Below are 18,871 nucleotides of genomic sequence, written 5' to 3' on the forward strand. Positions count from 1 at the left end.
GCGGGCCGCACGGTCACTGCGCGGCTGCCGTCTTCTGCGCGAACGCACCCGCATACGAGCGGTCGAGCAGCTTCGACGTGTCGTACGCGGCCGGAATCACGCCGGACTTGTGCAGGAAGTCGGCCGTGTTCTGCGCATCCTTCGCGGCCGTTTCGTCGACCGGGCCGACGCGCTGTTTGGCATTGTTGAGCCAGCGATACGCGACGTCGGGTTCGAGATTCGCGCGTTTCGCCCACAGGTCCGCGTACTCGCGCGGATGACTGTCGACCCACTGGCGCGCGGCCACCACGCGCCGCAGGAAATCGGTGATCTCGGCGCGCTTGCCCGACGCGGCCTGCTCGTTCGCGGCGACGAAGCTCAGCGCGGGCATCAGCCCCTGCGCGGTCGTCACGGGCCGCGCGCCCTGCCGCAACGCGAGCGTGCTGACGAACGGTTCCCACAGCGATACCGCATCGACCGAACCGTTCGCGAGCGCGTTGGTCGCGTCGATCGGCATCAGGTACGCGTACTTCACCGAATCGGCGCGCAGGCCCGCATGTTCGAGCGCGCGCAGCACGAGCTGCTGGCTCCAGGCGCCGCGCCAAACCGCGATGGTCTTGCCCTGCAGGTCGGCCACGGTGCGCACCGGCGAGTTCTTCGGCACGAGGATCGCGACGCCGTCGAGGCTCTGCCGCGACACCGCGACGACCTTGACCGGCGCGCCGCGCGCGGCCAGCGTGAGCAGCGCGGAATCGCCGAGGAAGCCGATGTCGATCGCGTTGCCGTTCAGGCTTTCGGCCACCGGCGCGGCGGCCTGGAAGTGCTTCCACTCGATCGTGTAAGGCAGGTCCTTCAGCACGCCGGACGCTTCCATCGACGCCTGGATGTTGAAGTAGTTCTGTTCACCGACGCGCAGCGTGACGGTGTCTTTGGCGATGCCCGGCTGCGCGGCGAGCGCCAGCAAGAGCGCCGTGACGATTCGGCTCAACAACATGATCTCCCGGAAGGTTGGCGGGCAGCCGCGCGACCGCGGCGCCCTTTTGTCCGTTTCGTCCGCCGTGCGAAACCGCCGGCGAGACGGATGGAACCGGTGAAGATACGTCGATCCACTTCATGACACAAACGCAATATTCTTCTATGTAAAGATGCGAATGTTTTATGAAGCATTCGTCCATGAGCGGGGCTCGCCGCCGGCCGCCGCTTCGTGAATTTCGAACGATTCCTCGATATATATTTCGCACACGAAATAAATCATGAACTATATTTCGCATACGAAATAACTGCCCGATCGAGGATGGCCATGACCTCCCAACCCATCGAGTTTTCCGCGGCCGACGGCTATGTGCTGCACGGCACGCTGTGGTCGCCGGACGCGACGCCGCGCGCGCTGGTCCTGATCCATCCGGCAACGGCCGTGCCCGAGCGGCTGTATGCGGGCTTCGCACGCTTCCTGACCGAGCGCGGTTTCGCGGCGCTGACCTACGACTATCGCGGCATCGGCGCATCGCGGCCCGCGCGGCTGGGCGCGCTGCGGGCCCGCATGCGCGACTGGATGGAGCTGGACGTGGGCGCCGCGACCGCATGGGCCCGGCACGCCTACGAAGGGCTGCCGCTGCTGGCGGTCGGCCATAGCGTCGGCGGACATGCGATCGGGCTGTCCGGCGCGACGCCGCATCTGCGCGCGGCCGTGCTGGTCGCCGCGCATGCGGGCAGCACGCGGCTGATCGCGCAGGCGGCCGAACGCGTGAAGGTCCGGCTCATCCTGCGCGTGCTCGGCCCGCTGATGTCCGCGCTGCTCGGCTACGTACCCGGCAAGCGGCTCGGGCTCGGCGAGGATCTACCGGCCGGCGTGTTCCGCGAATGGAGCCGCTGGACGACGCTGCCGCGCTACTTCTTCGACGATCCGACGCTCGGCGCGGCCGAGCGCTTCTCGAAGCAGCAGTTGCCGATCCTCGCGCTCGGCTTCGACGACGATCCGTGGGCGAACCCGGCCGCGATCGGCCTGCTGGTAAGCTATCTGGCCCGCGCGAAGGTCGAACGCCGTCAGATCGATCCGCGCGCGGCGGGCAGCGGCCCGGTCGGGCACATGGGCTTCTTTCGCAGCCGGCCCGGCGCCGTGCTGTGGCCCGACGTCGCCGACTGGCTCGCGCAGGCAATCGACACGCCGCGCAGCGCGAGCCGTCCGTCCCTTTCCATTGCAGCCGGGAACCCAGCTTGAGCGAAGACCGACGACTGTTTTTCATGTTGAACATCGGCCAGCGGCGCGTGCAGCGCTGGATCGACCGCAACGCCGAAACCGACACGCGCGCGAGCGCCGCGCAGGCCGGCGCGCTGTTCTGCCTCGCGAAGCAGGACGGCGCACTGATCGGCGAAGTTGGCGCCGCGCTGCAGCTCGCGCCGTCCGCGATGACGGGGCTCGCCGACCGGATGGCGAAGGCCGGCCTCATCACGCGTCACGCCGATTCGGACGACGGCCGCGCAACGCGGCTCTATCTGACCGACGCAGGCCACGCGGCGCTCAAGCGTGCGCGCGTGCTGCTGCGCGAACTCAACGGCAAGCTGTGCGACGGGTTCTCCGACGACGAACTCGACGTCGTCGCGCGCTGGCTGCACGCGTTGCAGGAACGGTTTCCGGCAGAGCGCTGAGCAGCGCATCGCGCTGGCGACCGGCTCGCGCCGGCATCCATCGCAAGCGATTGCGATTCGCGTTTTCGATTCGATTTTCATGCCGCCGCAACGGCAAATCTTGCATGCCGGCCACCCGCTTCCGGCAACGCTTTCCGGCTACGTCCTGTTACAAAAAACCGCCTGTCGCGCGACATTCGAATCGCCTACATTGCAATCCACTTCGACACATTCGTCGCATGCCCTGACTGGCGTTCCCGTCGGGTCGACATCGCAGACACACCCGACAAGCATTGAAAACGAAGAGGAGTCTTAACCGAAGCGCTGGCGGCATCCAGCGCACGCGGATTGCGATGACTGAAGCGGCACGCTGAACCGGACGTCACGACGTGCGCGGCACGATCGGCCGCGCTTCGGTTCGCATTGCCTCGTCGTGCCCCGCCATCGCCCCCGCACCTCACCGAGGAGTCGTCCATGCGACGCATGATCGTGTCCCATCCGCTTGTCACCCGCCTGTCCGCCGCGATGGCGCTGGCCGCCGCTGCCGCCGCGCACGCCGACCCCGTCGTCGTGTCCGGCCCGAGCCCGTTCGCCGCGTGCACCATCGGCGGCCCGGGCACCAACTACGTGAATGCAGAAGTCGAACCGTGGCTCGCGGTCAACCCGGCGAACCCGAACAACATGATCGGCGTGTGGCAGCAGGACCGCTGGTCGAACGGCGGCGCCCACGGGCTCGTCGCCGGCTACACGTTCGATGCGGGCGCAACGTGGGCGCGCACGCCGCAGCCGTTCAGCGCCTGCGCGCCGGGCGGGCTCAAGTACGAGCGCGCGTCCGATCCGTGGGTCTCGTTCGGGCCGGACGGCACCGCGTATTCGGTATCGATCTCGTTCAACCAGTCGAACAACGCCAACGCGGTCGGCGCGTCGGTGTCGACCGACGGCGGCCAGACATGGAGCAGCCCGGCCGTGCTGATCGCGAACGACGAACCGACGACGCAGTTCTTCAACGACAAGGAATCGGTGACCGCCAACCCGGTGAAGGCCGGCACCGCGTATGCGGTATGGGACCGCCTCGAGCTGCCGAACGGCAATCCGTACGCGAACCTGCACACGGCGGCGTACCGCGGGCCGACGCTGTTCTCGAAGACGACCGACGGCGGCAAGACGTGGAGCGCCGCGAAGGTCATCGTCGACGTGCCGTCGCGCCAGCAGACGATCGGCAACCAGATCGTCGTCGATCCGAAGAGCGGCACGCTCTACGATTTCTTCGACCTGATCCAGCCGCCGTTCAACAAGGCGGCCGGCAAGGTCGCGTTCGTCAAGTCGACCGACGACGGCGCGACGTGGACCAAGCCGCGGATCATCGCGGGGCTGCAGACGGTCGGCGTCACGGATCCGAACACCGGCGAACCCGTGCGCACCGGCGACATCATTCCGGAGCCGGCGATCGACCCGGCATCGGGCCAGCTCTACGTCGCGTGGCAGGACAGCCGCTTCAACGGCGGCACGTACGACGAGATCGCGCTATCGACCTCGAAGGACGGCGGCGCGACCTGGAGCGCGCCGCAACAGGTGAACACGCCGACCGGGCGCCCCGCGTTCAATCCGTCGGTGCGCGTCGACAACACGGGGGCGGTGATGGTCACGTACTACGACTTCCGCGACCTGCAGGCCGGCAACACGACGACGCTGCCGACCGGCTTCTGGCGCAAGATCTCGCACGACGCCGGCGCCACGTTCGCCGACGAGCGGCGCGTCGGCGGCCCGTTCGACATGAAGCTCGCGCCCAACGCCGAAGGGTTCTTCATCGGCGACTATCAGGGGCTCGACGTTCGCCCGTCGTCGTCGTTCCATCCGTTCTTCGTCCAGACCAATGCAGGCAACCTGACGAACCGCACCGACGTATTCTTCGCGCCGTGATACGAGGATGACCGTCACGCCGCCGCCGCGACGCCATCCGTCGCGCGGCGGCGTGCGCCTGTTCACCGCATCAATGCATGTCCGTCAGCACGATGCGGCCGTCGACCTTCCCTTCCCGCAGCTTCGCGAAGATGTCGTTGATGTTGGCGAGCCGGTCGCGATGGATGTGCGCGCGCACCAGGCCGTCCGCCGCGAAATCGAGCGACTCCTGCAGATCGCGCCGCGTGCCGACGATCGACCCGCGCACGGTGATGCCGTTCAGCACGGTCGAGAAGATCGGCAACGGGAAATCGCCCGGCGGCAAGCCGTTGAGCGCGACCGTGCCGCCGCGACGGACCATCCCGAGCGCCTGCGCGAACGCGCTGCGCGACACGGCCGTGACGAGCACGCCGTGCGCGCCGCCGATTTCCTTCTGGATCACTTTCGCGGGGTCGTCGACCGACGCATCGATCGTCAGGTGCGCGCCCAGTTGCCGCGCCAGCGCGAGCTTGTCGGGCGAGATGTCGATGGCCGCGACGTGCAGGCCCATCGCACGCGCATATTGGACGGCCACGTGCCCGAGACCGCCGATGCCGGAGATCGCGAGCCACTGGCCCGGCCGCGTGTCGGTGACGCGAATGCCCTTGTAGACCGTGACGCCCGCGCACAGGATCGGCGCGATCTCGTCGAACGCGACCTGCGCGGGCAACTGGCCGACGTAATCGGGATCGGCCAGCACGTATTCCGCGTAGCTGCCGTTCACCGAATAGCCGGTGTTCTGCTGGCCATGGCACAGCGTTTCCCAGCCCGTGCTGCAGTACTCGCAATGGCCGCAGGCCGTGTAGAGCCACGGCACGCCGACGCGATCGCCCTCGCGCACGTGCGTGACGCCCGCGCCGACCGCCGCGACGATCCCGACGCCTTCGTGGCCCGGGATGAACGGCAGCGACGGCTTGACGGGCCAGTCGCCGTCGGCCGCGTGCAGATCGGTATGGCAGACGCCCGACGCCTTGATGTTGACGAGAATCTGGCCCGGCCCCGGTGCGGGAATCGGAACTTCCTCGATGCGCAACGGCTCGCCGAACGCGTGTACCACGGCCGCTTTCATGGTCTGGGTCATGCGTTGCTCCTGTCTGGTCGATGAGCAAACCAGTATCCGGTTTCGGTATCGGAGCACGTTGATACGCGTCAACGCATCGGAACGATGCGACGGTCGACGCGACAGCCCGAGCCGGCGGCCGCACGCTGCCCCGCCGCTCACGCGACCATTTCACCGATCCGACAGAAACCCGACGGAGTCCCGCCATTCAGCTTGGAATTTGAAATGATATAACATATCATTTTGCGTGCTCGTCCGCCTGACGCCGTTTCAACCCAGGTGGCCGGGCCTCGCCGAGCCATGTTCCAGCGGGTCATTGCGCGTCAATGACGCAACAATATATCGTATCCAGCGGTGACCCGCATCGCTCGTTATCCGATCCGATTCCAACCGATTCACCGACCATGCGCGACCTTCCTCGCTTACCGCTTCGCCCGCTCTCGTCCCTGTCGTTGATCCTGTTCGCCGCCGCTGCTCACGCGCAGACCGACGTGCCCGCCGCGGCCGGCACCCATACGCCTGCCGCCGCGCCGCTCGCGCCGATCTTCGTGACCGCGAACCCGCTCGGCGACACCGAACTGATCGCGCCGACCGTCCAGCTTTCCGGCGAGGCGCTGACGCGCCGCCAGGCCGATTCGCTCGGCGAAACGCTCAACGGGCTGCCCGGCGTGTCGACCACCACCTACGGGCCGATGGTCGGCCGTCCGATCATCCGCGGGATGGACGGCGACCGGATCCGGCTGCTGCAGAACGGCGTCGCGGCGTATGACGCGTCGTCGCTGTCGTACGACCATGCGGTGCCCGAGGATCCGCTGTCGATCGAGCGCGTCGAGATCGTGCGCGGCCCGGCCGCGCTGCTGTACGGCGGCAACGCGGTGGGCGGCGTGGTCAACACGATCGACAACCGGATTCCGCGCGAAGCGATCGAAGGCGTGACCGGCGCGCTCGACGCGCGCTACGGCGGCGCGAATTCGGTGCGCGCGGGCGCCGCGCAAGTCGAAGGCGGCAACGGCCGCTTCGCGTTCCACGTCGACGCGTTCGACCGCGAAACGAGCAAGCTGCGGATTCCCGGCTACGCGCGCAGCAGCCAGCAACGCGCGATCGACGGCCCCGACACGCCGCAGCCGGAAGGCAACGTACCGAACAGCGACGGGCGCGTGCACGGCGGCGCGGTCGGCGCGTCGTACACGTGGGCGGACGGCTTCGCCGGTCTCTCGTACAGCGGCTACGAATCGAACTACGGCTCCGTCGCGGAAAGCGACGTGCGGCTGCGGATGCGCCAGGAACGCCTCGCGTTCGCGTCCGAGGTGCGCAACCTGAGCGGGCCGTTCACGAAGCTGAAATTCGATTTCGCGTACACCGACTATCGCCACAAGGAAGTCGACAACGGCGAGACGGCGACCACCTTCCGCAACCGCGGCTACGAGGCGCGCATCGAGGCGCGCCATCGCAAGATCGGCCCGTTCGAAGGCGCGATCGGCGTGCAGTTCGGCCAGAACACGTTCTCGGCGCTCGGCGACGAAATGCTCGTGCCGTCCACGCGCACCAACAGCGTCGCGCTGTTCGGCCTCGAGGAATGGCAGGTCGTCCCCGCGCTGAAACTGAGCCTAGGCGGCCGCTTCGAGCACGTGAAGGTCGATCCCGATCCGGCCGGCATCGAGAAATTCGCGGGCGCGCAGCCGCGCGACTTCAATGCGGGCAGCCTGTCGGCCGGCGCGCTGTTCTCGCTGACGCCGGTTTGGTCCGTCGCCGCGAACGTCGCGTACACCGAACGCGCGCCGACCTTCTACGAGCTGTATTCGAATGGCCCGCACGATGCGACCGGCCAGTTCCTGATCGGCAACCCGAACGCGTCGAAGGAAAAAGCCGTGTCGACCGACCTGTCGCTGCGCTATGCGAGCGGGCCGAACCGCGGCAGCGTCGGCGTGTTCTACAACCGCTTCTCGAACTACCTGACCGAGTACAACACCGGCCGCGTGGTGGACGACGACGGCGCGCCCGTCGCGCCGGGCACCGACGGCTCGCTCAACGAGGCGATCTATCGCGGCGTGCGCGCCGAGTTCTACGGCATCGAGCTGGACGGCAAATGGCGCGCGTTCGCGCGGCGCGGCCACACAGTCGATCTCGAACTGACGGCCGACTACACGCACGCGCGCAACGTCGACACGGGCCAGCCGCTGCCGCGCATCGCACCGCTGCGCGCGACGCTCGCGGCCGACTACGGTTACGGCCCGTTCGGTGCGCGTGCGCAGGTCACGCACGCGTGGTCGCAGCATCGGGTGCCCGACGACGACTTCTCGACGGACGGCTACACGTCGCTCGGCGTGATGCTGACGTATAAGTTCCGCGTCGGCCCGACGCACTGGCTCGCGTACCTGCGCGGCGACAACCTGACGAATCAGGAAATCCGCTACTCGACGTCGGTCGTGCGCGGCTTCGCACCGCAAGGCGGCCGCAGCGTGATGGCCGGATTGCGCACGACGTTCTAACCGCGGTACGGCTCGCGGCGCCCGCCGCGGGCCGCTTACCGATGCGAATCCGAACTGGCTGCACGCGCACGAAGCCGACATGCGCCACTGGCGACCGGCGACCGGCTTCCGCGTGACGGCATACGCGACGGAGACGACGATGCGCATGCCGTCATGCACGCATGCGCATGCGTCGGTACGATCGCGCGTCATTCGCGCCGCTCGCCGCACAGCCTTGCGCCCACTGCGTCACAGCGTGCAGCAAATTTCGGTCCCGCTCGGGCATCGCCCGTTGCCGCACCGCCGTCATGGGATACCGCGCGACAGGTTCGCGCGCGCCGTTCGTCGACCCGGACTTTTAAAACGCACGAATGACGAGTATCCTAAAAAAGCACTTTTCGACCGGACGGCGAATCGCGTGCCCCTGGCTCCCGTCCGATCGCCATGCGGCCCCGTCGTATCGCGCGCCGCGCGCCGATGGCGGCGTATGCCTGTCGCGCCCTGGCCGCACGAACCTTTCCCCAACAATCGTCAGGAGAGCTGGTGAGCCGACTCGTCGTCGTATCCAATCGCATTGCAGATCCCCGTAAAGCCGCGGCCGGCGGGCTCGCCGTCGCCGTGAAGGACAGCCTGCAGGAAACCGGCGGCGTCTGGTTCGGCTGGAGCGGCAAGCTACGCGGCGGCGACGATCGCCCCACGCATGGCGACGACGTGCAGATCCAGAACGTCGGCGGCATTCAGCTCGCGACGGTCGATCTCGATCCGCAGGACTACGACGCTTACTATCTCGGCTACTCGAACAACGTGCTGTGGCCGGTATTTCACTACCGGCTCGATCTCGCGCAGTTCGACCGGCGCTTCGCCGACGGCTACCGGCGCGTGAACCAGCTGTTCGCGCGCAAGCTGCGCACGCTGCTGCGGCCCGACGACGTCATCTGGGTCCACGACTATCAGCTGATTCCGCTCGCGGCCGAGCTGCGCGCGATGGGCTGCACGAATCCGATCGGCTTCTTCCTGCACATTCCGATGCCGCCGCCGCCGATCATGGCCGCGATCCCGGAACACGAATGGCTGATGCGCTCGCTGTTCGCGTACGACCTCGTCGGCTTCCAGACCGAATCGGATCTGCTCCACTTCGAGCATTACGTCGAAGCGGAAGCCGGTGCGGCGCGGCTGCCGGACGGCCGGCTGCGCGCGTTCGGCCGTACGTTGTCGGCCGGCGCGTTCCCGATCGGCATCAACGTCGACGAGTTCGAATCGCTCGCGCGCGATCGCGACGGCCTCGACATGTTCGAACGCATGCGCGACGAGTATTCGCGCCGTCAGTTGCTGGTCGGCGTCGACCGGCTCGATTACACGAAAGGGCTGCCGCAGCGCGTGCATGCGTTCCGCGAGCTGCTCGAACAGTATCCGGAGAACCGCGACCGTGCGACGCTGATCCAGATCGCCGCGCCGAGCCGCGAGGATCTCGGCGCGTACGACGACCTGCGGCGCGAGATGGACAGCCTGTGCGGCGCGATCAACGGCGACTACGGCGAGCTCGAATGGATGCCGATGCGCTACATTCACCGCACCGTCGCGCGCAAGCGCCTGCCGGGCCTCTACCGCGCGAGCCGGGTCGCCCTCGTCACGCCGCTGCGCGACGGGATGAACCTCGTCGCGAAAGAGTTCCTCGCCGCGCAGGACGCGGCCGATCCGGGCGTGCTCGTGCTGTCGCGCTTCGCGGGCGCGGCCGAGCAATTGAAGGCCGCGCTGCTCGTCAATCCGTACGACACGCAAGGCACCGCGCAGGCAATCCAGCGCGCGCTCACGATGCCGCTCGAAGAGCGCCGCCAGCGTCACGCGGCGCTGATGGCGATCATGCGCAAGACCGACGTGCACTGGTGGCGCACGCGCTTTCTCGAAGCGCTCACCGAAGCGGCCGAAGTCGCGGCCGCGACCGAATCCTGACGCGCTGACGCGCGCCTACGCCCCGTCGTCATGCATTCGAGCGCGCCGCCGTTCGACTGATACGTGCGCGTCGCTCAGCGCGACGTCGTGGTGGGAAAGACCATAAAGAAAGCGTGCGACGTCGGAATATCGGCGCGCGCCGGTCCACGCAGCGGCTTCAGCGATCGGATTCGTGCGACCGTCCGTACGCGACGAAATCGCGCTCGACGGTGGACGCCTGCTCCGTTTCGATCGCGCCGCCGCGCGCACCGGCGTCGTCGCCCGACGAGGCCGACGCGGCCAACGACGGTTCGATGCGCGCGTCGATCAGCGCCTGCAGCGCGTCGCGTTCGAGCACCTCGCATTGCAGCAGCCGTCGCGCGATGCGTTCGAGCGCGTCGCGACGTTCGCCGAGCGTCGCCGCGACGCGTGCATGTGCATCGGCCAGCAGCGTGCGCACCTCGTCGTCGATCATCCGCGCGGTGTGCTCGCTGCAGCGGCCGTCGCCCGCATGCCATGCGCCGGGCAGGCCCTGGCGCGCATCACCGTCGTCGAACGTCGCGAGCCCGATTTTCTCGCTCATCCCGTACTGCATGACCATGTGGCGCGCCATCGCGGTCGCGCGTTCGAGGTCGTTCTGCGCACCGGTCGACACGTCGCCGAACACGAGTTCTTCCGCCACGCGCCCGCCGAGCAGCGCATCGATCCGGTCGAGCAGCTCGCTGCGGCGCAGGACGTAACGATCCTCGGTCGGCACCTGCTGCGTGTAGCCGAGTGCGGCGACGCCGCGCGGAATGATCGACACCTTCTTCACCGGATCGCAATGCGCGCGGCTTTCCGCGACGAGCGCATGGCCGGCTTCGTGATACGCGATGGTCAGCTTCTCCTGCTCGTTCATTACGCGGCTCTTGCGCTCGAGGCCCGTCAGCGCGCGGTCGATCGCCTCGTCGAAGTCCGCCATCGCGACCGCCGGCTTGCCGAGTTCGGCCGCATGCAGCGCGGCCTCGTTGACGACGTTCGCGAGATCGGCGCCGACGAAGCCTGGCGTGCGCGACGCGAGCTCGCCGAGATCGACGTCGGCGGCGAGCTTCACGCGCTTCACGTGCACGTCGAGGATCTGGCGGCGGCCGTTTACGTCGGGCCGGTCGATCGCGATGTGACGATCGAAACGGCCCGGGCGCAGCAACGCGGGATCGAGGATCTCGGGCCGGTTCGTCGCGGCCATGATGATCACCCCGGAGCCGGCCTGGAAGCCATCCATCTCGACCAGCAACTGGTTGAGCGTCTGTTCGCGCTCGTCGTTGCCCGACATCGGGCCGACGCCGCGCACCTTGCCGAGCGCATCGAGCTCGTCGACGAACACGATGCACGGCGCCTTCTGCTGCGCCTGCTCGAACAGGTCCCGCACGCGCGCGGCGCCCACGCCGACGAACATCTCGACGAACGCCGAGCCGCTGATCGAGAAGAACGGCACGGCCGCCTCGCCGGCCACCGCGCGCGCGAGCAGCGTCTTGCCCGTGCCCGGCGCGCCGACGACGAGCACGCCTTTCGGAATCTTGCCGCCGAGCCGCTGGTAGCGATCGGGGTTGCGCAGGAACGCGACGAGCTGCTGCAGTTCGGCCTTCGCTTCGTCGATGCCCGCGATGTCATCGAACGTGATGCCGGTCTCCTGCTGCACGTACACGCGCGCGCGGCTCTTGCCCATGCCGGTGAAGTCCTGCAGCCCGCCGCGCTTGCGCAGCATCATGTTCCACACGAACACGAGCAGCATCAGCGGCAGCAGCCACGACGCGAGCGACGCGATCCAGCCGGTGTCGGGCGTGCCGTGATAGCGGATGCCCGCGGCGGTCAGCGTGTCGATCAGGTGTTCGTCGGTCACGCGGCTGGTCGTGAAGCGCCACGGCGCGCCAACCTGCTGCACGACCGCCGCGTCGGACGCCGGCAGCATCGCGCCGGCCTGCGGCATCTTCAGCGCGCCCGAGATCGACGCCGGGCCGACCTCGAGATCGTCGACGAGCCGCGCGGCGACGAGCCGGTGGAAATCGCTGTACGCGATCGGCGTCGACGTCGGGTGCAGCATCAGCAACTGCGCGGCGAACAGCACGAAGAAGCCCGCCGCGATCAGCAATCCCGGGTAGTCGAATTTCCTGTCCATCGCATCGGGCCTGCCATCTCCGCTGCGCGGCGTGCGCTCACGCCGGCACGCGCGCAACCGGTACGCGGCCGCCATGCGAAAACGACTTGCATCCGCGCATCGTCGCCTCGCCGTCTCGCGTCGTTCGTCGCATCGATGCCGCCTCGACAACACCGTCGTCGGCATTGCCGGGCGATCCTCGCCCGGGCGGCACGCCGTGACGCACCGCCCTCGATTCCAGTCTAGTTCGTGCGCGGGCGTCGCGCCGCTCGCCGCGCAGCGTCGAATCGTCGGACGAACGGCTTTCATCCGCCCCCTTGCCGCGTTATAGTCGCGTGCATGACATTTTTGTGACAGTCGCCTCGCGCCGCCGCGCGCGAGGCCGGCCGTCTCATCCCGTCCCGCGTCGCGGCAGCCCGTGCGGCGCCGGCGCGCATCGAACGACAATGCCCACCCGCCCATCCGAGGAGCCCACGACGTGAACGACACCCCCGATCGCCCCGACGACCTACCCGCCGATCCCGACCGCCGCCGTGTGCTCGGCGGCCTCGCCGCACTCGGCGCCGGTGTCGCGCTCAGCGGCTGCGAAACCACCGCGGGCAACGCGCCGCGTTCGGCCGCCGACCTGCGCATCGACGAAGCGCTGCGCCAGCGCGTGCGCCACATCGTCGTGATCTATGCGGAAAACCGCAGCTTCGCGAACCTGTACGGCGATTTCCCGGGCGTGCGGTATCCACTGAGCGAAGTGCGGCCCGAACACGCGCAGCAGCTCGATCGCGACGGCAAGACGCCGCTGCCGGCGCTGCCGAAGATCTGGGGCGGGCTCGTGCCGCAAGCGCAGGAAGTGGACGGCAAGCGCTACGCGATCGCCGAGCGCGACATCGACAAGCTGCCGAATGCGCCGTTCCGGATTTCGGACGCGCAAGGCAAGCCGCTGCCGAACGGCGTGATCACGCGCGACCTGTGGCATCGCTTCTACCAGAACCAGATGCAGATCGCGGGCGGCCGCAACAACCAGTTCGCCGCGTGGGCCGATTCGGGCGGCCTCGTGATGGGCCATTACCGCAATTCGGCCGACACGCTGCGACTGTGGAATCTCGCGCGGCAATACACGCTGTGCGACAACTTCTTCATGGCGGCCTTCGGCGGTTCGTGGATGAACCACATGTTCCTGATTTCCGCGCAGCCGCCGCTGTATCCGGACGCGCACAAGCATCCGCATGCGGCGAAACTGCTGTCGAAGGTCGAAGGCGACGACCCGGCCGGCACGCGCCTGAAGCTCGCCGACGATTCGCCCGCGTCCGCGCTCGACGGTCCGCCGAAATTCGCGGTCGACGGCCCGCTGACGCCGGACGGCTACGGTGTGAACACGATGGCGCCGCCGTACCAGCCGAGCTACGTGCCGCCGCCCGATCCGGGCAACGCCGCGTATGCGGATCCGGCCGACCATCGCGTGATGCCGCCGCAGGGCTACGCGACGATCGGCGACCGCCTGTCGGAAAAGAATGTCGACTGGGCGTGGTACAGCGGTGCATGGCAGTATGCGCTCGAGCATCGCGACACGGGCATGGTGCCCGACTTCCAGTACCACCACCAGCCGTTCAACTACTTCGTGAACTACGCGCCGGGCACCGAAGCGCGCCGCAAGCATCTGCGCGACGCGGGGCTCGGCGACGAGCCGTCGACCAACCACTTCATCGCCGACATCGACGCGGGCCGCCTGCCGGCCGTCACGTTCTACAAGCCGCAAGGCAACCTGAACATGCATGCGGGCTATGCGGACATCGAATCGGGCGACCGCCACATCGCGGCCGTGATCGACCATATCCGGCGCGGCCCGCAATGGGAAAACACCGTGATCGTGATGACGCACGACGAGAACGGCGGCTGGTGGGATCACGTCGCGCCGCCGGTCGGCGATCGCTGGGGCCCCGGCTCGCGGATTCCCGCACTCGTGATCTCGCCGTTCGCGAAAAAGGGCTTCGTCGATCACACGCTGTACGACACGAACTCGATCCTGCGCTTCATCAGCCGCGTGCACGGCCTCGCGCCGCTCGACGGCGTGGTCCTGCGCAACAACGCGTTCGCCGCGCGCGGCGCGACGCCGCCGGGCGATTTGACGAACGCGCTCGATCTCGGCTGACACCCGGCCGAGCGCCAGAAACCACGACGCCCCGGGCCATGCGATGGATGGCCCGGGGCGTTCATGCCGCTTTCAGGTGGTGAGGTCGATGCCGCTCGTCAGCCGCCGATACGCCGCTCGATCTTCTTCATCGTCTCGGTCATTTCAGCCGGCAAGCGCAGCTTCAACGTATCGAACAGCGCCGCGTGCAGCTTCAGTTCCTCGCGCCATTCGTCGGCGTTCATCGACGTCACCGCATCGAACTGATCGCGCGTGAAATCGAGGCCGTCCCAGTGCAGATCTTCATACGCGGGCGACACGCCGAACGCATGCTCGCCGCCACCGCCCGTGCCTTCGAGACGATCGAGCATCCACTTCAGCACGCGCATGTTCTCGCCGAAGCCCGGCCACACGAACTTGCCGTTCGCGTCCTTGCGGAACCAGTTGACGCAATAGAACTTCGGCAGCTTCGCGCCGGCGGCTTCGAGCTGCTTGCCGAGTGTGAGCCAGTGCGCGAAATAATCGCTGACGTTGTAGCCGCAGAACGGCAGCATCGCGAACGGATCGCGGCGCACGACGCCCTGCTGGCCGACCGCGGCCGCGGTCGTCTCGGAGCCCATCGTCGCGGCCATGTACACGCCTTCGACCCAGTCGCGCGCTTCGGTCACGAGCGGCACGGTCGTCGAGCGGCGGCCGCCGAAGATGAACGCGTCGATCGGCACGCCGGCCGGGTTTTCCCAGTCGTCGTCGATCGACGGGCACTGCGCGGCCGGCGCGGTAAAGCGCGAGTTCGGATGCGCGGCCTTGCGGCCGGTTTCCTTGCCAATCTCGGGCGTCCACGGATTGCCCTGCCAGTCGGTCAGCTTCGCGGGCGGCGTGTCGGTCAGCCCTTCCCACCACACGTCGCCGTCTTCCGTCAGCGCGACGTTCGTGAAGATCACGTTTTCCTTCAGCGTGGCGATCGCGTTCGGGTTGGTCTTCACGCCCGTGCCCGGCGCCACGCCGAAGAAACCGGCTTCCGGATTGATCGCATACAGGCGGCCGTCGCGGCCGGGCTTCAGCCACGCGATGTCGTCGCCGATCGTCGTGACCTTCCAGCCGTCGAAGCCCTGCGGCGGGATCAGCATCGCGAAGTTGGTCTTGCCGCACGCGGACGGGAACGCGGCCGCGACGTGATACTTCTTGCCGGCCGGCGACGTCACGCCGAGGATCAGCATGTGTTCCGCGAGCCAGCCCTGATCGCGCCCCATCGTCGACGCGATGCGCAGTGCGAAACACTTCTTGCCGAGCAGCGCGTTGCCGCCGTAGCCCGAGCCGAAGCTCCAGATCTCGCGCGTTTCCGGAAAGTGCACGATGTACTTGACCGGATTGCACGGCCACGGCACGTCCTGCTGGCCGGCTTCGAGCGGATGACCGACGCTGTGCACGCACGGCACGAAATCGCCGTCCTCGCCGAGCACGTCGTACACGTCGCGCCCCATGCGCGTCATGATCCGCATGTTCACCGCGACGTACGGGCTGTCGGACAACTCGACGCCGACGTGCGCGATCGGCGAGCCGAGCGGGCCCATCGAGAACGGCACGACGTACAGCGTGCGGCCGCGCATCGCGCCGCGGAACAGCCCGTTGAGCGTCTCGCGCATTTCGGCCGGCTCGATCCAGTTGTTGGTCGGGCCGACGTCGTCGCGCGACGCCGCGCAGATGAACGTGCGATCCTCGACGCGCGCGACGTCCGACGGATCGGATTGCGCGAGATACGAGTTCGGGCGCTTCGCCGGGTTCAGGCGCGTGAGCGTGCCCTGGTCGACCATCGCCTGGCACAGCGCGTCGTATTCTTCCTGCGATCCGTCACACCACACGACACGCTCGGGCTCCGTGAGCGCCGCGATGCGCGAGACCCAGTCGATCAGCTTGCGATGCTTGACGAAGGCCGGCGGAGCGATCAGCGGGCCGTGTGTCGCTTCGGCCAAAGTGTTTTGCGACATGAAGATGTCTCCAGATTATTGGGCGGGGATGGGGATGCGGGGCGAGCCCGCGAGATGGGGAATGCGTGCGGAGCGCAGGAAGATGCGGCGCGCAGGACGGGACGCGCGAGCGGAGCGCGCGTCGATGCCGCGATGCGGGCGAGAGAAGATGAAGTCTCGTTAGAAAGTGCGAACACGAGTTTCGCCATGCAAGCAACCTGCCATACAACTCCATGCCGGCCAGCATACCATCGCCGTTATTGACGAGGCGTTGCGTTGCAACAAGAAACAATTGTGACGACGTGCCGGCATGCGCGTTGCAGACGGGCGCTTTTTACGGCGTCGTCCCGCGCGCTTTGGGGACGAAACGAGCGCGACGACCGCCCCGCAAGGGTTTCGCACGAACGGCAATTTCAACCTGCCGGCCGTGCGCACGAACCACGCGAACCCGCGCCGTGCGAGTTAGCGTTTTCGCTACTCAGGCAAACCCTGAATTAGGTTGTGTACACAAACATCCCGTTCGAATACCCGATGCACGCCCCTGCTTAAAACGGTGCGCGCGGCAATCCGGGGTAATACGTGCACACGCTGTTCGACCGCGTTCGCAATGACGAGAAATTCCAGCGCAATGTGCGCCGAGATGATGAACCGCCGCGGGCGTTTCATCGATTTCGAAGCGATCGACGTGGTGTCGACGAGCCAGTACGCAGTACGTCGTAAAGGCCATGTACGGGTAACGCACGGCGATCGCGCAGACAAAAAAACGCCAGCCCCGAGGAGCTGGCGTCGTGCTGCGGATCTGACGATGATCAGAACTGGTTCATCGTGTTGTCCTTGCCCGCTGCCTTCAGCGCCGCGTCGCCGCTGAAGTATTCCTTGTGATCGTCGCCGATGTCCGAACCGGACATGTTCTGGTGCTTCACGCACGCGATGCCCTGACGGATTTCCTTGCGCTGCACGCCCGCCACGTAGCCGAGCATGCCCTGGTCGCCGAAGTATTCCTTGGCCAGGTTATCGGTCGACAGCGCAGCCGTGTGGTACGTCGGCAGCGTGATCAGGTGGTGGAAGATGCCTGCTTCACGCGATGCATCGGCCTGGAACGTGCGGATCTTCTCGTCGGCGAGCTTGGCCAGTTCGGTTTCGTCGTATTCGACGCTCATCAACTGCGCACGGTCGTAAGCCGACACGTCCTTGCCCTCGGCCTTCATCGCATCGTAGGCCTGCTGGCGGAAGTTCAGCGTCCAGTTGAACGACGGGCTGTTGTTGTACACCAGCTTCGCGTTCGGGATCACCTTGCGGATCTCGCTGACCATGCCGCCGATCTGCGCGATATGCGGTTTTTCGGTTTCGATCCACAGCAGGTCGGCGCCGTTCTGCAGCGACGTGATGCAGTCGAGCACGCAGCGCGCCTCGCCCGTGCCGGCGCGGAACTGGAACAGGTTGCTCGGCAGGCGCTTCGGACGCAGCAGCTTGCCGTCGCGCTTGATGACGACGTCACCGTTGCCCAGCTGGTCGGCCGACAGTTCTTCGCAATCGAGGAACGCGTTGTATTGATCGCCCAGGTCGCCCGGCGTGTTCGTCACGGCGATCTGCTTGGTCAGGCCCGCGCCCAGCGAATCGGTCCGCGCGACGATGATGCCGTCGTCCACGCCCAGTTCCAGGAACGCGTAGCGGATCGCGCGGATCTTCGCGAGGAAATCCTCGTGCGGCACCGTGACCTTGCCGTCCTGGTGGCCGCACTGCTTCTCGTCCGACACCTGGTTTTCGATCTGGATGCAGCACGCGCCCGCTTCGATGAACTGCTTGGCCAGAAGGTAGGTCGCTTCCGCGTTGCCGAAGCCGGCGTCGATGTCGGCGATGATCGGCACGACGTGCGTGACGTGGTTGTCGATCTTTTGCTGGATCGCGGCCTTCGCAGTCGCGTCCTTCGCGGCATCCAGCTCGCGGAACAGGCCGCCCAGCTCGCGGGCGTCGGCCTGGCGCAGGAACGTGTAAAGCTCGCGGATCAGCGCGCTGACCGAGGTCTTTTCGTGCATCGACTGGTCAGGCAGCGGGCCGAACTCCGAGCGCAGCGCGGCGACCATCCAGCCCGACAGGTACAGGTAGCGGCGTTCGGTGCTGTTGAAGTGCTTCTTGATGGAGATCATCTTCTGCTGGCCGATGAAGCCGTGCCAGCAACCCAGCGACTGCGTGTACTTGGACGGATCGGCATCGTACGCGGCCATGTCGGCGCGCATGATCTTCGCGGTGTACTTCGCGATGTCCAGGCCGGTCTTGAACTTGTTCTGGGCACGCATGCGGGCCGCATACTCGGGGCTAATGGCATTCCACGCGCTGCCGTGGTTTTCCTTCAAGCCAGCCACTGCCTTGATGTCGTCTTGATATTGGGACATGTCTATCTCCTGGGAACGAAGCGCATTTGAGTAAAGGGGTTCAGCGTGCCCGCCGCGTGTGACGAAGCGAACTGCATGGACTCAATAGTAATCCTGTCTCACGCGTTTTCGGCCAAGTCTTATATAAGACATAAGATATAAATTTCTCTTGTTTTTCAATTAGATAGCCAGTCGTTTTTGCGATGCAAAACACGGTTTCAAGCGGCGGTAAAACGCGGCGGCAGGAATTCGGCCTGCATCCCGCAATATGAAATTCCCT

Annotated in this window: 11 protein-coding genes; 6 read left to right on the plus strand and 5 right to left on the minus strand. The window is 66.9% G+C overall.

Annotated features, from left to right (window positions below):
* Nucleotides 1–13 precede the first annotated feature (13 nt).
* Nucleotides 14–973, minus strand: a complete 960-nt coding sequence (locus tag JYG37_RS20510; protein ID WP_050014082.1) for an ABC transporter substrate-binding protein — start codon at nt 971–973, stop codon at nt 14–16.
* Between the two features lie 306 nt (nt 974–1,279).
* On the opposite strand from JYG37_RS20510, the gene JYG37_RS20515 reads away from it, so the two are divergent.
* The 3 genes from JYG37_RS20515 to JYG37_RS20525 all read left to right on the plus strand — a co-directional run bounded on the left by JYG37_RS20515 (nt 1,280) and on the right by JYG37_RS20525 (nt 4,524).
* On the plus strand, nt 1,280–2,197 hold the full coding sequence (locus tag JYG37_RS20515; RefSeq protein ID WP_050014083.1) for an alpha/beta hydrolase family protein: 918 nt from the start codon (nt 1,280–1,282) through the stop codon (nt 2,195–2,197).
* Entirely contained in the window at nt 2,194–2,625 is a 432-nt protein-coding gene (locus tag JYG37_RS20520; protein ID WP_050014084.1) for a MarR family winged helix-turn-helix transcriptional regulator, read from the plus strand. Before JYG37_RS20515 ends, JYG37_RS20520 begins: the two co-directional genes overlap by 4 nt.
* Nucleotides 2,626–3,078: 453 nt before the next feature.
* A complete protein-coding gene (locus JYG37_RS20525) occupies nt 3,079–4,524 on the plus strand; it encodes an exo-alpha-sialidase (RefSeq protein WP_050014085.1) in 1,446 nt (481 codons plus the stop codon).
* Nucleotides 4,525–4,594: 70 nt separating this feature from the next.
* On the opposite strand, the gene adhP is transcribed toward JYG37_RS20525, so the two are convergent.
* Nucleotides 4,595–5,623, minus strand: a complete 1,029-nt coding sequence (gene adhP, locus JYG37_RS20530) for an alcohol dehydrogenase AdhP (protein ID WP_050014086.1) — start codon at nt 5,621–5,623, stop codon at nt 4,595–4,597.
* Between the two features lie 383 nt (nt 5,624–6,006).
* On the opposite strand from adhP, the gene JYG37_RS20535 reads away from it, so the two are divergent.
* Together JYG37_RS20535 and otsA are read left to right on the plus strand one after the other, a co-directional pair.
* On the plus strand, nt 6,007–8,091 hold the full coding sequence (locus tag JYG37_RS20535; RefSeq protein WP_124650746.1) for a TonB-dependent receptor: 2,085 nt from the start codon (nt 6,007–6,009) through the stop codon (nt 8,089–8,091).
* A gap of 522 nt (nt 8,092–8,613) precedes the next feature.
* On the plus strand, nt 8,614–10,020 hold the full coding sequence (gene otsA / locus JYG37_RS20540; RefSeq protein ID WP_089489390.1) for an alpha,alpha-trehalose-phosphate synthase (UDP-forming): 1,407 nt from the start codon (nt 8,614–8,616) through the stop codon (nt 10,018–10,020).
* A gap of 157 nt (nt 10,021–10,177) precedes the next feature.
* On the opposite strand, the gene ftsH is transcribed toward otsA, so the two are convergent.
* Nucleotides 10,178–12,154: an ATP-dependent zinc metalloprotease FtsH gene (ftsH, locus tag JYG37_RS20545; RefSeq protein WP_089489748.1), complete on the minus strand. Its 1,977-nt coding sequence runs from the start codon at nt 12,152–12,154 to the stop codon at nt 10,178–10,180.
* Between the two features lie 457 nt (nt 12,155–12,611).
* Here ftsH and JYG37_RS20550 point away from each other — a divergent pair, with 457 nt between their 5' ends.
* Nucleotides 12,612–14,276: an acid phosphatase gene (locus JYG37_RS20550; protein ID WP_213346302.1), complete on the plus strand. Its 1,665-nt coding sequence runs from the start codon at nt 12,612–12,614 to the stop codon at nt 14,274–14,276.
* Nucleotides 14,277–14,374: 98 nt separating this feature from the next.
* On the opposite strand, the gene JYG37_RS20555 is transcribed toward JYG37_RS20550, so the two are convergent.
* Both JYG37_RS20555 and JYG37_RS20560 read right to left on the minus strand, forming a co-directional pair.
* The gene (locus tag JYG37_RS20555) at nt 14,375–16,240 is read right to left on the minus strand and encodes a phosphoenolpyruvate carboxykinase (GTP) (RefSeq protein ID WP_124593388.1); all 1,866 of its coding nucleotides are present in this window, start codon (nt 16,238–16,240) and stop codon (nt 14,375–14,377) included.
* A gap of 788 nt (nt 16,241–17,028) precedes the next feature.
* Nucleotides 17,029–18,612, minus strand: coding sequence for an isocitrate lyase (locus JYG37_RS20560; protein ID WP_124639816.1), 1,584 nt, complete (start codon nt 18,610–18,612; stop codon nt 17,029–17,031).
* Nucleotides 18,613–18,871 lie beyond the last annotated feature (259 nt).

It is taken from the genome of Burkholderia sp. LAS2, from assembly GCF_018417615.1.
In the GTDB taxonomy this organism is placed as follows: Bacteria; Pseudomonadota; Gammaproteobacteria; order Burkholderiales; family Burkholderiaceae; genus Burkholderia; species Burkholderia sola.

What these genes read in the sequence shown, in the direction of transcription:
- JYG37_RS20535 (WP_124650746.1), top strand. Translation starts at nt 6,007, where the DNA reads ATGCGCGACCTTCCTCGCTTACCGCTTCGCCCGCTCTCGTCCCTGTCG.
- adhP (WP_050014086.1), bottom strand. Translation starts at nt 5,623, where the DNA reads ATGACCCAGACCATGAAAGCGGCCGTGGTACACGCGTTCGGCGAGCCG.
- JYG37_RS20510 (WP_050014082.1), bottom strand. Translation starts at nt 973, where the DNA reads ATGTTGTTGAGCCGAATCGTCACGGCGCTCTTGCTGGCGCTCGCCGCG.
- JYG37_RS20555 (WP_124593388.1), bottom strand. Translation starts at nt 16,240, where the DNA reads ATGTCGCAAAACACTTTGGCCGAAGCGACACACGGCCCGCTGATCGCT.
- JYG37_RS20525 (WP_050014085.1), top strand. Translation starts at nt 3,079, where the DNA reads ATGCGACGCATGATCGTGTCCCATCCGCTTGTCACCCGCCTGTCCGCC.
- JYG37_RS20515 (WP_050014083.1), top strand. Translation starts at nt 1,280, where the DNA reads ATGACCTCCCAACCCATCGAGTTTTCCGCGGCCGACGGCTATGTGCTG.
- JYG37_RS20560 (WP_124639816.1), bottom strand. Translation starts at nt 18,612, where the DNA reads ATGTCCCAATATCAAGACGACATCAAGGCAGTGGCTGGCTTGAAGGAA.
- ftsH (WP_089489748.1), bottom strand. Translation starts at nt 12,154, where the DNA reads ATGGACAGGAAATTCGACTACCCGGGATTGCTGATCGCGGCGGGCTTC.